Source organism: Sphingomonas sp. Leaf208 (genome assembly GCF_001421415.1).
Taxonomy (GTDB): Bacteria; Pseudomonadota; Alphaproteobacteria; order Sphingomonadales; family Sphingomonadaceae; genus Sphingomonas.
Map to the genome: position 1 here is coordinate 62,648 of NZ_LMKH01000006.1, position 14,990 is coordinate 77,637.

The window sequence follows — 14,990 nt, forward strand, 5'->3', positions numbered from 1 at the left end:
ATGGCGAAACTCGTCCGGCTAATGGCGAAACAGGCCGCAGCCGACCATTATGCACGCAGCGCGTCCGCCTCGCGGGCATCCAATGATCCCGGCACGCCCGCCGCTTAATATACTTCTGACAGAAGGTGCTCCTATGCCATGCTGATGCGCCCTGCCCCCCGCATCGTCCTCTACGGGCGCCACTCGACCGCGATGCAGACGGTCACGTCGAGTATTGATCAGACCGAATCGTGCATGAAGCTCGTCACCTATGTTGGCGGCACCGTGATGGCGACGTATCACGACCCCGAACAGTCCGGCTATCGCCGTGATCGGCCCGGCCTGAGGAAACTGTTGGCGGACATCGAGTCGGGAACAGTCGACTTGATCGTCTGCGAAGCGCTCGACAGGCTTGCGCGCGATGCGGAGGATGTGGCGTGGCTCGGCAAGAAGCTGGCCTACCACCGGGTGCAGTTGCACACGGTGAGCGAGGGGCATGTCGACGAGATCAAGTTCGCCGTCGCCGGGCTGCTGGGCGCGATCTTCCTTAAGCACCTCATTGACAAGACGCTGCGCGGCATGGAGGCGGCAGTGCTTGCGGGGCGGTGCGCCGGTGGTCGCTCCTACGGCTACAAGCGGGTCATCCGCCTCGATGATCGCGGTGAACGTATTCGTGGCCTGCTCGAGATCGACGAGGCGCAGGCCGCCATCGTCGAGCGCATATTCACCGAGTTCGCGGCCGGCGCTTCTTCCATCCAAATAGCTACCAAGCTGAATACCGACGGCGTGCCCGGGCCACGTGGCGGGCAGTGGAATGCCTCTACGGTCCGCGGGGACCCGAAAAAGGCGACCGGCATTCTCAACAACCCGCTTTATGTTGGCCGGCTGGTATGGGGACGCCGGCAATGGCGTCGCAACCCTGACAGCGAAAAGCGCGAGCGACGCTATCGCCTACGCGAACATTCAGAATGGATCGAGGTTGCCGTGCCGGATCTGCGCATCGTCGATGACGCACAGTGGAGCGCGGTTCAGACACAGATCGAGCAGCGTTCGCGTCCCAGCACCGATATTCCGGTCGCCCGTCAGAACCGCAGGAAGCACTTGCTGTCGGGACTCATCCGCTGCAGCTGTTGCGGGTCGGGCTACACTATTTCGGGCAAGGACTATTATCGCTGCGCCGGCCAGAAGGAGCGCGGCACCTGCTCGAACACGGTCTCGGTCCGAAAGGGCCCCCTCGAAACGGCGACCCTCTCGATTCTCCAGCAGCAGTTGCTGACCGAGGATCATGCCCGGTTGTTCGCCGATGAGTTCCGGCGGGAGATGGTGCGGCTGACGAGCACGTCGGCGAGGCAGGATCAATCGATCATCGACCACCTCGCCGTAGTCACCCGCGAGATCGACACGCTGGCCGCCAACATGCTGGCCGCGGTGGCGAGCCCCGCCCTGCTGAAGCTCCTTGGCGACCGCGAGGCAGAGAAAGCGCGCCTTGAAGCACAGTTGAATACGCCAACGGCGGTCGCGCCCTCCGCGACGATTCTCTCGCCTCCGGCGGTGCAGCAACTGTTCAAGGAGAAGGTCGGCCGCTTGCGCGAGGCGCTCGATGCCGAGACGGTCCGCGGCGAAGCCGCAGAGATCCTGTCGACGCTTATCGAAAGCGTGACGATCTACCCGGACGGCAGGGATGGCCCGGAGGCGGAGGTCGTCGCTAAGGTCGCAGACCTCGTCGCCTTTGCCACAAACGACAACGCCGCCCGTGAGGGCGGCATGTCGAGTTCTATGAAGTTGGTTGCGGGGACAGGATTTGAACCTGTGACCTTCAGGTTATGAGTTCTGCAGATCTAATTACGTAGTTCTTCTTAGATCTACCTTCTTCTTCGCTTTTTCAGACCGTTACCTTGACTGTATCGCAGCATTGCCGCTCGTGATGTTCTAGCGTTTTCGCCCCGTTACTCTGCACCTTGCTTCCTAGGTGCTACCTGAGAACGGCTCGGAGATGGCGCAGGTATCAGGAGACATTCATGACCAAGTTGACGAAGACCATTGTGGAAGCGGCGACTACGCACGACAAGGAGTTTCTCTGGGATGATGATGTCCGCGGCTTCGGTATTCGATTCCTGACCTCGGGCCGGCGGGTTTGGGTCTACCGCTACCGCGACGAAAGCAACCGCTGGCGTCAGCTGAAAATTGGCGAGGTAGGCGTCTTATCTCTAGCACTAGCTCGCGAACAGGCCCGCTCCGCTGCCGCGAAGGTCCAGATGGGCGGTAGCCCCGCCGCCGAGCGTGATGCAAAGCGTCGCGCCTTAAGTGTCCGGCAGCTCGCCGAGGTCTTCGACGACCGTCACGTCGCCTTGTGGGTCAAGCCGAGCACGGCCGTGGAATACCGCCGGTCACTCAAATCCTACATTCTGCCCGCTATCGGGTCCAAGCGTGTCGACGAGGTCACGCGCCAGGACATTGCCCGACTGCACCGGGACCTTGGACACAAACCCACACAGGCCAACCGGACGATCGAGGTTGTGTCCAAGATGTTCTCGTTAGCCGAGGAATGGGGGCATCGCCCAGAAGGCACCAATCCCCGCAAGGGGATCAAGAAGTACCCGGAGAAAAAGCGGGAGCGCTTCCTCAGCGCCGCCGAGCTTAGCCGCGTCGGCGAGGTGTTGGAGGAAATGACAGCGGAGCGGATCGAGATGGCTTCCGCGATTGCCGCCGTGCGTCTGCTGATGCTGACCGGCTGTCGGTTGAACGAAATCATGACGCTTCAATGGGGATACGTCGACTTCAAGCTCGGGCTGCTAAGGCTTCCGGACTCGAAAACCGGCGCCAAGGACGTACCCGTCGGTGACCCGGTCCTGGCGGTACTGCGCGAAATCCCGCAAGTTGACGGCAACCCATGGGTGCTTACGGGCAAACTGACCGGTGGGCGTCTCACCGACCTCCAGCCATTCTGGCAACGGGTTCGGGAACGCGCCGGTCTGAACGATGCGCGCATTCACGATCTGCGCCACACCTTTGCGTCGGTAGCTGCTGCCAGCGGTATGTCGCTCCTGGTCATCGGTAAGATCCTGGGACACTTGAGCGAGCAGACCACGAAGCGCTACGCTCACCTGGCACGCGGCACGGTCCGCGACGCCGCCAGCGACGTGTCTGGATCGATCTTCCGCAGCATGTCTCCCGGTCTCATACAGAGCCGGTTCTACCCTGACGAACAGCCCATCTCTTTCGCTGGACTAAGCGTCGCACGCTTGGCAAGCATCGGTCCCATTGCATTGATGGGACCGACTGCCCGTGAAGGAGCTAGCTCCAACTGCGTACCAGTCGGCGGAGCCTCAATGGCAAACCTGCTCTGGCCCATGCGAGATGTCCGCAGCCGCAAGCTAGCGACCACTCGCGCGAACGAGTCTATACGCGACGCCGATGATGCCGTTTCTTGCCATTGAGCCGACAAGCCAGAACCAGTTTCGAGCTCTGATGCTCTTCGGTCGGAATGTCGCCTCATACAAGCTCGCGCTCGCCAAGGCGCTTCTCGAGCTAGCGCGGGACGGGGCTGACCTGATCACGCTGGAAGAGCTAGCCGGTCCGTACAGCCGCCACCTGCTAACGCACCTCACACAAGCATCGAAGCAAGGTACCAGCCGGTCGAGCCGTTTTCTGGACGCATGTAAGGGTGCGAATACTGGCAGCGTCTCCGAAGACGAGCTTCGGTCGATCACGGTGGCCCTCGGCTTCGGCAACGTCATCGACGCCTTCCACCGCCTTGGCCGCCAAGACGTCGAGCAGCGCTTCTTCCTAGACGAGCGCGCCACCGCCGGCGGCATCCGGATAACGGTTGCGCTGCAGGAACTCGCGTCTGACTCTGCCGCCGCCGACCTCGGGGCTGAAACGGAGGCGCGGTGGCGCCTGGTGGAGACCGCGTGGGAGCTGGGCGTCACCAGCTCGCTGATTGCATATAACGCCGAAGACGGATCGTTCATCGCCGCGGACGGCGCGAGACGGATAGCTGTCACGTCCGCCAGGGCAGCGCTGAATGGTTATCAGAAAGGCCGCTGCTTCTACTGCTTCACGCCAGTGACGATCGCGGCGAGGCAGCTCACCGCCGACGTCGACCACGTCTTCCCCTGGGCGCTCCGGTCGCTGCTGACAGGAAACCCGAACGGCGTGTGGAACCTCGTTCTTGCCTGCCGCGACTGCAATCGAGGCGCCGGTGGGAAGTTTGACTGCGTGCCAGCGCTCGAACTGGTATCTCGCCTGCACCGTCGCAACGAATTCCTGATCACCAGCCACCACCCGCTGCGCGAGACGTTGATGGCGCAGACTGGGTCGACTCCGGCTCTTCGAGTGGCCTTCCTGCAGGGCAACTATCACGCGGCCAAGCTGGCGCGAATTATCGAGTGGAACGCGGTCGCGCGTGACGACGCAGCCTTCTAGCTCAACGTTCTTCGCGCGGTGACCGATACCCATTGCGTCGGCTGGTCGTCGTAGCCACCGCCTTGCTGTTCATCGATCTCGAGCGACAACCAAGGCCCCGCTGCCAGATACGCCGCGCGAAGTACCTCGCTGGACGGGTAGTTGTAGTAGCGACCAAACTGATCTCGCCCCTCCCCTACCCCGGCCTTGTAGCTAGCGTAGAAGAAGCCCCCCGGTCGGAGCGCACGATGCACACGTGCCAGAACAGTCGACAAATCAGCGAGGGGTACGTGCAGCAGGCACGCGCTGGCCCACACGCCGTCATAAGCCTCCTCACACTCGAGATCCTCAAACCTCAGCACCTGGACTGGGCGGCCTAAAAGAGATGACGCCTCCCGCGCCATTTCAGGCGATCCATCTGTGGGCACCACGTCAAAGCCGGACGCGAGCATGGCTGCCGTGTCGCCGCCACCACCGCAACCTAGCTCCAGCACGCGTCCTGGCGGTGGTAGGCGGTCGAGGAAGCCTGCTAGATCGTGGCTCTGTTCACCACGGTACCGCGCCACATACTCACATGCCTCTGAACCATAAAATGCGAGCGTCTCGGGATCGTGCATCGTGGCACTATACAGCTACACACAGCTTCTTCGAATGCCGTAATTCGTCAATGAGGCCCACAAACGGACGCTAACGCCTCTTCCTTCGCTTCCCAACTTCCGACGCTGGTTCATCTTTACGAATGACCGATTTTAACACCCGGTTATCCGCTCGCGAATGTCGTAATGGGATAGGAAAGCAAACCGGCTGCTGTTCGAGTCAGAATAGGCACAATAGCCAATGATCGTTCGTGTGGAGCGGATGGCGATTTAGCGCCGTCAAGCGCCCTTAAAAGGCTGAGAACCGGCGCCCAGAAGCAGCAGGCGATTAGTCGTCGAGCGGCGAGAAGGTGCGCGTTACCGCGCTTTTCCCATCCCCCTGGGACTTTGCGACGACAGCGCATCTCGAAGCCAGTCGCCAACGAATGCTACAAGGCGAGGTGATCCGAGGTACGGGCCTACCTTCGACGCCTCATCCGGCGCGCCTGTGACTGCGCCTTCCTGGAACGAGTGCCCGAGTCCGTCCAGCATCACAACTCGAGCGAGGTGGTTGCTCGCCAGAGCGGCACGTGCCGCAGGTGCGTCATCCACCACCGTATCCTTGGTCCCGTAGATCGCCAGAACGGGTATTTGCAGTTCCGTGAGATCAGAGGCCGAGCGTAATTTGCTCCCTTTCCAGGCGTCTGGAACGTCGATCATCGTGAGCGCTTGTTCCGCCTGCGCCCGCGGGAACCCCGCTGCCTCGAACCGGTCGATAGCGTTTGCGCGAAGGCGTGAGATCGTAGTCGCATCTCTGCTGTCCACGCGAGCCTGGAGCAAAGTCATAGCCGCATCCGCCGCCGGGCCGACGAGGGTGTCACGGCCGCCGACAACCATCTTCATCATCTGCCTGTAAAGCCCCTTCCTAACGTAAGGCAGCCCGTCGCCAACATTGCCCGCCAGCGTCACCACGGCCGCAATGTTTGGATCGGCAGCCGCCGCCGCGGGCGCGATTACACCGCCCCCGCTATGGCCGACCAACGCAATGCGGCTGCCAGCGATATCCGAGCGATGGCGCATCACCGCAACAGCGGCGGCAGCGTCTGCGGTCAGCCGCTCGGGATCCTCCTCATAGGTGCCGGTCGACTGCCCGACCCCGCGCTTGTCATATTCCAGAGCAGCTATACCGTCGGCCGAAAGTCGCTTGATTAGCTCGGAGAAGCCGCCACGTTTATTGGGTCCATTCCCCTGAATCATTACGGCCAAGGGATAGGGACCTTTCCCGTGGCCTGCCGGGAGGTACAGCGTTCCCGCCAGGACAACGTCCGGTTCGGATGAAATGCGAACATCGATGGCCATCGGCCCGGGCACAGCCAAGCCAACGCGGTTCGGTGAAGGTTTGCCGACAGCTGCCTGTGACTGCGCGTCTAAGCCGCCCGCGATGCCTGTCGCGGGGAGCAAAAGCAGGGCTGTTAATAGCCGTATGGGGGACACCCATAACATATCAGTCATGGCGTTCATCATTGCTCCACCTCCTCACTGTGCAGCACGGCCGGTATGCCATGCCGATGTCTTTCCACCGTTCGCTGCCAAACTACCGCTGGTGGCATTCGGCAGCCCTCGCTCCACGCTATCGGAACATATATAGATTTAAGAGTTGAAACTATGTTGGTTGGGACCAGATCATTCATGCGAATTAACAGACGCCAGCCTTTTAAAGACATAGGGTGTCAAACCCTCATGAAGCGTAAGCTTTGTCGCTGAAGGTAGCCTGTCGAGCCGCAGCTTGCGCACCGAGCGCGTTCCGTCCACGTCGAGCCCTTGATCGGATACGGCGCCGACGTCAAAGCGTGGCAAGATGTACGGCCCTTCTGCATCTCTACCGACAATGTATGATATGGTTTGACGATCGTTCAGCAGCATCTCGCCGTCGGCGAGCTTTATCGTGCCGCAGAAGTCGTTTGCGAACAAGCCGTTCGCTCTGGCATCAACAACAGGCTTACGGAGATGAAGAAATAAAGCAATAAGCAAGACAGTGCCGGTTGCAACGACACCTATGCTAATTACACGTCTCATCTTCGCTTCCCCTTTGCGTGTCGGACGCTCTTTCCTCTCGGCCTGTACACGGCCTCGGCGTTTCGTCGCCCCCGCTTTGAGCCTCACGCTGCTCACGCTAGACAGACAACAACATATGTAGATTTATGAGTCAAGTAGGTCTGCATAGGTCTAGCCAGTAGCGTGGGTTATTGAAGGGTTCCTACAAGCTATCGGGCAAGCAAATCGCGCGAGGCGTCTGCAAGAACTCGCGTGTGGTACCGCGAAATAGATACCACCGCCACAAATTCGATCGCCAGCTCCGCGACTTGCGCCCTCAAGGACGACAAATCGAGCATCAATACGCCCATGAATAGCGACAGCGTGATCATTGACGCTCCGATCAGCGTGCCGCACTTCACGATGCGCGGCCAGTCCCCCTCCACGAGCATCCATGCAAGACAAAGGTGCGCCATGCCAAGCAGCAGCCACGTGATAAGCAAGACCGGGATGGCGCTGTTCTGGGACCAGATCAAATAGAGATTCGGCCCGTCGTTGGCGCTTGGGTTGCCGAAAGGCGGACCGTCTGCCGAGGACAGGAATCCGATCCCCTGCTGGAACTGCAGAGCTGCCATCGGGATGAGTACTCCCAAGGCAAGCACGTAGGTCGCAACGATTAACCGCCCTTCGCTGTGCTTCCCGATTTCGCGCCATGCTGCGAACAGGCAACCGAGAGCGAACAGGAATGCACGCTGATCGTCGACCGCGGTTTCGAACTCCGCTTCCATGGCCATCGCCCACGTTCGGCGATCCGAGCCGAGAGACCGACTGGCCAATGCCAGCAAAGCCCGCGACACAGCTGCTGTCACGCGAAGGCGGCCTTGGTGAAGGTCATTGGGCCGGCGGATGTTGCCGTCCGCGCAAATGCCACTCCAGCATTCGTCAAACGGTACGCATGTCGAGCAGGACGGCCGGGTTGTTCCGGTTCGCGCCATTCGGCCTCGACAAGCCCCTGGTCGGTCATGCGGATCAGTAGCGGGTACAGCGTTCCAGACAGAAGCCCCGTTTCTTTCATCAGATCGTAGCCGTGGCGCCACTGCTGCGTATGCGCCGCCAGCGCTTCCAACAAAATCAGCATTTGCTTCGATGGTCGACGATTACGGCCCATGCTCCTACTCAACCTAAGTAGAGTTATCTGTCAACTGCCGAGCTGGCAGCATGGACCTGCTATCCGCCGTTCCGGCGGTGGTGCCTGCCCGCTGGCGGTCAGCGAACGCGCATGTCACACAGCGCCAAACTATGCGCTATGCGGTAACGACGTGGATCGACCAATGTGATCCGTTCAAATGGCTGAACTTGATCGCGGTCTGCCATCATGAAGCGAAAAGAACAAACTGCCGAAGTTGGGACAGGGAAGCACCTAATGGATGATCGATAGCTGGCGAAACACGCGCTGCCCTCCGGCTTCCGACTAGACCCATTACCCGCCGTCTGTATGCCATTCGTCGTTCCCGAACTTCCGCCGGTCGTTCAGGCTAACTGCGCGCCACGATTTCCTTACAGTGGGTGGAGCGGAACGACACTGTCCCTTGGCAACGAGTGCCCCATTCTTCAAAACTGCGGCATGACGCAAGAGACCATCGCGCGCGTGCGCATCAACCTTAACGACATCGGGCCTGAGATATGGCGGATCGTCGAGATGCCTGTCGCGGGCAGCCTCAAGATGCTCCATGACGTGATCCAGGCCGCGATGGGGTGGCAGAATTATCATCTCTGGCATTTCGAGGCCGGTGAACGCCGCTACGGCATACCAAACCCAGAATGGCCGGACCGCAACCTTGCCGCAGCCCGAAACGTAAAGCTTGGTACGCTCATCTATCGCGACGTCCGGCAGTTCACCTATACCTATGACATGGGCGATGACTGGCGGCACACTGTCGTCGTCGAGGCAGTCGAACTGGGTGAGCACGAATTCAAATATCCCCGCTTCGTTACCGGAGAGCGACGATGCCCACCCGAGGATGTCGGCGGCGTCCCCGGCTTTGCGCGCTTCCTCCAGGTGCTGGGCGACGTGGCCCACGAGGAACATCAACAGCTATACGAATGGTACGGCGGCCCCTTCGACCCGCTCGACATCGATGAAGTCGCCTCGAAGAATGCAGTCGCAGCGATTGCGATCCGCCGACATACCGGCAAGGTCGCCTACGAAAAGAGTCGCAACCGCCACCGACGCAGTTGGTAGATCAAGATCTGGCGCAGGAGACCCAATGCCGGTCATTCCGAAGCCACTAGGTCGATCCTGAAAGCTGCCATCTGTTCACGAAGCGGGTGTAGACCAAGTCCGGACATTTCGCCGGCGCGCGCCTCGTGCGAAAGCAGTGGAACGCGAACTCTCTCGCTTGCCAAGGGGCAGCGACCGCACGCACAAGACAGCGTGCAGAAGTCTGACGCCCCCGACCCTCTCCATGAACCGGTAGATCCGAGGTTCATGCTGGATCCACCGGAAGGAGCGGCTCCACGGCCACCCGCTTCGACGCGTGCGCAGACGCTCCCGTTCCTGGAGCTTTCGCCGTTGGATTTTGAGCGGCTATGTCTACGGCTATCGCGCCTTTCCGGTAGTCCGGAGCATTGGCAGCTTTACGGCGCGACCGGTCAGGCCCAGGGCGGCATCGACATCTATGTGCGGCGCGGCGATCGTGACGGATATGACGTCTGGCAGTGCAAGCGGCACGCGCAATTCCCCGCGACCCTGATCAGGAAAGCGGTAAAGACGTTCCTCGAGGGTGGATGGGTGGATCGGACGCGGCGCTTCGTACTCTGCACCGCCTCCCCGCTCGAGACTACAGGTCAGGCCGAGGAGATCGAGAAGCAGGCGCGGATCCTCCGTTCGCACAAGATCGAATTCGTGACGATTGACCAGCATCGGCTATCCGAAACGCTTAAGGGACATGCCGATCTCGTCGATGACTTCTTCGGTCGACCTTGGACCGAACGGTTCTGCGGCACGGAGGCGGCCCGCGTCCTTAGCGGCAGGCTGGATCGTACGCGCATGGTCGATCTGCGCGCGGGTCTGCGGACACTATACGAACGCCAATTCGCCGCGGCGGACCCGGGCGTCCTGAGAGCGACCTCCGGGCTCGAGACGCCGCCGGTCGCGCTACCTCTAACCCGGCGCTTCGTGCCCCCCGACCTCTGGGCACCCAAGGAGGCCGACGAAGTACGCCGGCCTGACGTCAGGCCACCGTCCGAGGATGAGGACGATGGCCCACGACGCTGGCGACGAAGACGCATCGGTCCGATCAGCAGGGTCCGACGCACCGAGACCCGATCGACCCCGCAGCGCATTAGCCTGACGCAGTGGTCCTTGACGACCGAGCGCTCCGTGATCCTCGGCGAGCCGGGGACGGGCAAGTCGACGCTGTTGCGCTTCGTCGCGCTGGACATGCTTTCACGGGAGCCGCGCCTCCAGAACTTGCGGAACCGTTGGCCAGGGCGCCTTCCCATCCTGCTTCCGTTCGCGTTCTGGACGCGGCGCCTCGCGGGAATTTCGGCAGGCCGCGAAACCTCGGTGCCCGGAGCTGTGAAGGCGTGGTTCGAGCAACTCGGAGCGGCCGACATCGCGCGTCACGTCGAGGCCGCCTTCAAGGACGGACGCGTCAGCCTGTTAGTCGACGGTGTCGACGAGTGGGCGGACGAGGCTGCGGCCGAGAGCGCGCTCACGATCCTGCACACCTTCGCATCGGCCAGCGGCATCCCCACCATCGTCACCTCGCGACCCCACGGCTCGCGCGTGCTCGGGGCGCTCGACGCGACCTGGGTCCGGCACTCGCTGGCGCACTTCGACAGGTCGCAGCAGTGCTCCTTCGCAGAAGCCTGGTTCGAGTGGCTTGGCGAGGCTGAGGGGGGGCACAGGACGCCCGGGCAGGCTCAGGACCGCGCCGAGGCGTTTGTGGCGGAAGTCGCGAGGTCGCCCCATATCGCCATATTGGCGGGCGCGCCGCTTCTTCTAGGCGGACTGATGGCCACCGCCCGCGAGGGCGGCACGCTGCCGGGCTCGCGGAGAGAGGCATACACGGAACTGGTCGGACGCGTGCTCGAAAGCCATCCGCGAAGCCGGTCCAGGTCGGCGCTGACCCCCGTTGCACACGGCGAACTAGACGCGGCGACGCGCCGGCGAGCGCTGGCAGCGCTCGCATTCGAGATGCAGCGGGGAAGCGAACGGGCCCACGCGCCGGATGGAGCGGGCGTTGCGGAGGCCACGGTCTTCCTCCGCGACCATCTGATCGAGACGCTCGACCTTGCCGTGGAGCGTGCGCGACAACGGGCGTCCGAACTTGTGTCGGTCGGGGCCGAGGCGATCGGTATACTCGTGGAACGCGCACCCGGCGAACTCGGCTTCCTCCATCGGGCCTTCCAGGAACTGCTGGCAGCTGAACACCTCGCCGCGATGGATCTGGAGGAGCAGCGCAGGGTGTTTGCGGAAAGGGCCCACGACGCGCAATGGCGGGACGTGCTACTCTTCGCGGCGCAGATGGCGCAACGACCGGGCGACGTGGACAACCTCGTCTTGGCGCTCGAGGCCACCGAGGCGCCACCTGGTGTAGGGGTGTCCCGGGATTTGCTGCTCGCGGAGATGGCCTTCGGTCCACTGCGGCGCACCCCTGGCCTCACACGCCGTCTCACGACGAGGTTCCTGTTCGAGGTCGAGCACGGTTCCGGAAAGGCGCCCCGCTCGGAAGTGATGCGACACGCCCTACTGGGTCTGCTTTCGGAACAGACCGCCGGCATCGTGGGGCCGCGGCTGAAACGCTGGTATCCATCCCTCCATACCTACCGCTACGGCGACGCGTTCGCGATGATGGATGCGTGGCATGAGCCCGGCGTCGACGCGGCGCTGCTCCGCGCGCTCGATGCCGACGAGGACGGTACCAGGTCCCGGGCGGCGGACGTTCTAGCCAAGCGGAGGGGCGGAGACAACGATTTTGCCGAGAAGCTGTTTGACGTGGCGTCCCGCCCCCCCTCGGTAGAGGCGGCGGCGGCGGCCGTGCGCTGCCTCGCCCGCGGGTGGCCGACAGAAGGACGGGTCCAGCGCCTAGCGGACGCCGCTGCCGCGTGCCCGACCTGGCAGATCGCCGCCGCGGGGATCGCGGCACGAATTGACTGGGGCCGTCAGACGGACGGGGAGCGGGACCGGCTCCTGGATGGCCTCACCGACTTCGGCATCGACCGCACACACGCGTCGGTGGGGCTGTTGGCGGCGGGTTGGGCCAACGACGCCAAACTTCGCCAGTTCGTCATGGAGCGGTTGGGCAAGCCTGGGCACCTCTTCTCGGACGTACGGCGGTTGGCGGCCGCCGCCTTCCCGGGCGACCACGAGGTCGCCATGAAACTCGCGAACGAACTCTCGTCGCCTGCCGGGCGCTTCGGTCTGCACGAGTGCTGGTCACTTCTCGAGCAAGCGCACGCCGGAAACGCCCTTCTAGCCGACGCCCTCGTCGCCGGACAGGACCGCTCGGACGCCCCCTACGTGCTCGCCCATGCGGCCCGGATCGCGGCAACGCCGAGGATAAGGGACGCGTTGCTGAAGGTGCTGCTCAAGCACGACAGCATAGAGTTCTGGGCGGTCGGCGCTCTGCTCGATCACTGGAGCGACGACGCCGAAGTGCGCGCAGCCCTCGCTGGCGTGCTGAAGTGGACACCGGAGCGGCTCATCCGCGTAGCCGAGCGCATCCCGGAACTCGAGGAGGACGCGGCCTTCGCCACGGCCCGCGTCCGTGAGCTCGCGCTCCTCGCCCTCGCCGCAGGTGGACGCCAGCTCGCGGGACCGATGAACGTGCTGACATCGGCAAAGGCGATCGACGATCCACTTGCTGAGGCGTTGATCGCGGCGGCGTTAAACGTTGACCCGACGGCGGACGACGCCCCTTACTTGGTCATCGCCGCGGCACAGGCCGCACCGAAAGACCCTCGCGTGCATGCGCTTGCCTTGGATTGGTTGCGCAGGCCGGCAGGGCTGCTCGGCGTGCTCGCGCTGCTGCTTGGCGAGGTGGCCTGCGTAAGAGAGGCGGTGATCGAATCCTGCGCGCCGCTGCCACAACCGCTGCGGAGCGAGCTCACCGAGGCGCTGGCCGGGATCGCGGGCAGCAGCGGCGAGGCGCTGGAGACCTTGCGCGAAGGGGAAGGCGACGGCGACCCCGCGATCGCGGCGGACGCAACGGTGCTGCACGCCGCCGCCGTGCACCGCAGGGGAGAGATCGACGAGGTTTTGCTAAGGCGGTTGGAGGCGCAGCTGCAGGCGAAGGGCACCGACCTCGAAAACCTGCGACTCGCGGCACTGGCGGGGCTGATGGCTGCCGGACGCCCCGGGGAGGCCGCTAGAGGAGCGGCAGCGCGCGACAGCCTCAAGGTCGGGCTGTCGGGATGGAGCTCTGAGACAGACGGACCCCTGCTCGACGTGCTTGCGGCGCACTGGCCGGAAATCGAGCAGCTGTACGCCACCGGGACGACGTGGCTCGAACTTACCGACTCGGACCTGGTTAGCCGGCTGGCCCCCTGGTCGGAAGGCCGCCCACGGCTCTCGGCCGCTATCAGGGAAGCGGCCATGCGCATGGCGGAGGCGGGCACCTCGACCCTCCACTCCCTGAAGATCCTGCTCCGCGATCCGGAAACGGCCGATCGCGCGATCGATCCGCTCGTTGCCATGCTCGGCTCGGACGGCAGCTGGGCCGGTGTAGAGGGCGCACTGGGCGCCGCGCGCGCGCTCGCGGGCACATTCGGTGGCCGGCGGGACGTGGGGGCGCTAATCGAGGCGCGTCTGCAGGCCGGCCTCACCGACGGTCCCGCCGCAGCGCTGTGCGACGGCTGGCCGGACAGCAAGGTCTTGGGGTCATGGTTCGAGACATTACGGGCGGGGCTCGCGGACCAAGACACGCTCTCGATCCCGGTCAGACTCAAGGTGATCGCCACACTGTCGGCGGCCGATGTGCTGATCGCAAACTTGGAGGCGGTGCCGGACCAAGTAGAGGAGGACGATCACGACTGGACCACCCAGTGGGCCGACAATGCCCGGAGGAGGCTCGCGGTCGACGAGGTGGCCTACGACATGGCCTGGGCGAGCTTGCGCCGCTCCAACTCACCCGGCGCGCGAGCAAGCCTCGCCTCATTGCTGGTCCAGGCTCGCGGACTGACCGCCGACCTGCGCGACTGGCTGGTCGCCGAGATGGACTCCGATCTCGGCGACGGCCTCGCCGAGATCGGCATGGACGTCGTGGCAGGCCACCACGTCGTTACCGCACGCCGGTTCGCAGACCTCCTTTGGAACGGCGGGGCGCCGACCTGAGTGCGACGGGAACCGCCGGGATGCGACCGGGCTTGGGCAACGGCGCGGCCTTCGAAATCGCTGTGCACGCGGAGACGTCTTCAACCCTTCCCCACGGCAAAGCATTAAAAGTGGACTAGTGACCATCACCTCCAGGGAGCCGGCGGCACGCCGCCCGAGCACGAAACATGTCGGCGGCTCCATAGCCCACTCCAAGAGGAGACGAATTCCTCCGTGATGATTCGTCGTTCTCTACACGTGAGCGATTTCGAGCGCCTCCCGTTTCGCCAACCGCACCCGACCTTTGGAGGTGTCGACAATATCGCTGGGGACGGAGGCGGTGGCGGCCTTGCGTTCGTGACGTAGCCGCAAGCGGATAGTTGGACGGGCCTGCGCTTCTGCACGATCTCGGCGTATTCGCACGGCGCCGCCGACCGCAGCCGCCAAAGCTTGCCACGGGGCGATCGGTCGGATTGAGAAAATCCGCCAAGCACACCCACGTCGCGCCCGGTGCGCAATGACAAAGCGAACGCGCTTCACCGGTTTTCGTCGGTCAATCCGCCCGAAGATCATCATCCAGATTCCGAAGTGGCGATCAAGCGGCAGCTGGGCAGGCTTCGGCGTTTCCACTGGTTCCAGCCCTCCCCTTGCGTCATGACGGTTCGAGCAGCACCCTTCGA

11 protein-coding genes are annotated in these 14,990 nt (G+C 63.3%); 5 read left to right on the top strand and 6 right to left on the bottom strand.

Features of this window, described 5'->3' with window-relative positions; translation table 11 throughout:
* Positions 1 to 144 precede the first annotated feature (144 nt).
* The 3 genes from ASE69_RS05060 (at position 145) to ASE69_RS05070 (ending at position 4,404) form a co-directional block, all read left to right on the top strand.
* Positions 145 to 1,806 carry a recombinase family protein gene (locus ASE69_RS05060; RefSeq protein ID WP_162236841.1) on the top strand — a complete coding sequence of 554 codons (1,662 nt, stop codon included), beginning with the start codon at positions 145 to 147 and terminating at the stop codon, positions 1,804 to 1,806.
* 191 nt (positions 1,807 to 1,997) lie between these two features.
* Positions 1,998 to 3,416: a tyrosine-type recombinase/integrase gene (locus tag ASE69_RS05065; protein WP_082452888.1), complete on the top strand. Its 1,419-nt coding sequence runs from the start codon at positions 1,998 to 2,000 to the stop codon at positions 3,414 to 3,416.
* Positions 3,394 to 4,404 (top strand): HNH endonuclease, encoded by a 1,011-nt coding sequence (locus ASE69_RS05070; protein WP_200924120.1) that lies wholly within the window; start codon positions 3,394 to 3,396, stop codon positions 4,402 to 4,404. Before ASE69_RS05065 ends, ASE69_RS05070 begins: the two co-directional genes overlap by 23 nt.
* Here ASE69_RS05070 and ASE69_RS05075 read toward each other — a convergent pair.
* From ASE69_RS05075 to ASE69_RS05095, 5 genes are all read right to left on the bottom strand, one after another.
* Positions 4,401 to 5,000: a class I SAM-dependent methyltransferase gene (locus ASE69_RS05075; RefSeq protein WP_056483924.1), complete on the bottom strand. Its 600-nt coding sequence runs from the start codon at positions 4,998 to 5,000 to the stop codon at positions 4,401 to 4,403. The genes ASE69_RS05070 and ASE69_RS05075 overlap by 4 nt on opposite strands.
* A 336-nt stretch (positions 5,001 to 5,336) precedes the next feature.
* The gene (locus ASE69_RS05080) at positions 5,337 to 6,482 is read right to left on the bottom strand and encodes an alpha/beta hydrolase (RefSeq protein WP_082452889.1); all 1,146 of its coding nucleotides are present in this window, start codon (positions 6,480 to 6,482) and stop codon (positions 5,337 to 5,339) included.
* 159 nt (positions 6,483 to 6,641) lie between these two features.
* Positions 6,642 to 7,034: a hypothetical protein gene (locus ASE69_RS05085; protein ID WP_156362154.1), complete on the bottom strand. Its 393-nt coding sequence runs from the start codon at positions 7,032 to 7,034 to the stop codon at positions 6,642 to 6,644.
* Between the two features lie 188 nt (positions 7,035 to 7,222).
* Positions 7,223 to 7,780: a hypothetical protein gene (locus tag ASE69_RS05090; protein ID WP_156362155.1), complete on the bottom strand. Its 558-nt coding sequence runs from the start codon at positions 7,778 to 7,780 to the stop codon at positions 7,223 to 7,225.
* A gap of 77 nt (positions 7,781 to 7,857) precedes the next feature.
* Entirely contained in the window at positions 7,858 to 8,130 is a 273-nt protein-coding gene (locus ASE69_RS05095) for a PadR family transcriptional regulator (RefSeq protein WP_082452890.1), read from the bottom strand.
* Positions 8,131 to 8,616: 486 nt separating this feature from the next.
* Between ASE69_RS05095 and ASE69_RS05100 the strand changes: the two genes are divergently transcribed.
* Positions 8,617 to 9,234 carry a plasmid pRiA4b ORF-3 family protein gene (locus tag ASE69_RS05100; protein WP_056483939.1) on the top strand — a complete coding sequence of 206 codons (618 nt, stop codon included), beginning with the start codon at positions 8,617 to 8,619 and terminating at the stop codon, positions 9,232 to 9,234.
* Positions 9,235 to 9,480: 246 nt separating this feature from the next.
* Positions 9,481 to 14,331, top strand: coding sequence for a hypothetical protein (locus ASE69_RS05105; protein WP_156362156.1), 4,851 nt, complete (start codon positions 9,481 to 9,483; stop codon positions 14,329 to 14,331).
* 231 nt (positions 14,332 to 14,562) lie between these two features.
* Here ASE69_RS05105 and ASE69_RS21815 read toward each other — a convergent pair whose 3' ends face one another.
* A complete protein-coding gene (locus tag ASE69_RS21815; protein WP_156362157.1) occupies positions 14,563 to 14,940 on the bottom strand; it encodes a hypothetical protein in 378 nt (125 codons plus the stop codon).
* Between the last annotated feature and the right edge of the window lie 50 nt (positions 14,941 to 14,990).

Bases quoted from the DNA above. Each gene is read 5' to 3' on its own strand.
- ASE69_RS05070 (WP_200924120.1), top strand. From the start codon at position 3,394: ATGATGCCGTTTCTTGCCATTGAGCCGACAAGCCAGAACCAGTTTCGA.
- ASE69_RS05100 (WP_056483939.1), top strand. From the start codon at position 8,617: ATGACGCAAGAGACCATCGCGCGCGTGCGCATCAACCTTAACGACATC.
- ASE69_RS05075 (WP_056483924.1), bottom strand. From the start codon at position 5,000: ATGCACGATCCCGAGACGCTCGCATTTTATGGTTCAGAGGCATGTGAG.
- ASE69_RS05085 (WP_156362154.1), bottom strand. From the start codon at position 7,034: ATGAGACGTGTAATTAGCATAGGTGTCGTTGCAACCGGCACTGTCTTG.
- ASE69_RS05105 (WP_156362156.1), top strand. From the start codon at position 9,481: ATGCTGGATCCACCGGAAGGAGCGGCTCCACGGCCACCCGCTTCGACG.
- ASE69_RS05090 (WP_156362155.1), bottom strand. From the start codon at position 7,780: ATGGAAGCGGAGTTCGAAACCGCGGTCGACGATCAGCGTGCATTCCTG.
- ASE69_RS05080 (WP_082452889.1), bottom strand. From the start codon at position 6,482: ATGATGAACGCCATGACTGATATGTTATGGGTGTCCCCCATACGGCTA.
- ASE69_RS05060 (WP_162236841.1), top strand. From the start codon at position 145: ATGCGCCCTGCCCCCCGCATCGTCCTCTACGGGCGCCACTCGACCGCG.
- ASE69_RS05065 (WP_082452888.1), top strand. From the start codon at position 1,998: ATGACCAAGTTGACGAAGACCATTGTGGAAGCGGCGACTACGCACGAC.
- ASE69_RS05095 (WP_082452890.1), bottom strand. From the start codon at position 8,130: ATGCTGATTTTGTTGGAAGCGCTGGCGGCGCATACGCAGCAGTGGCGC.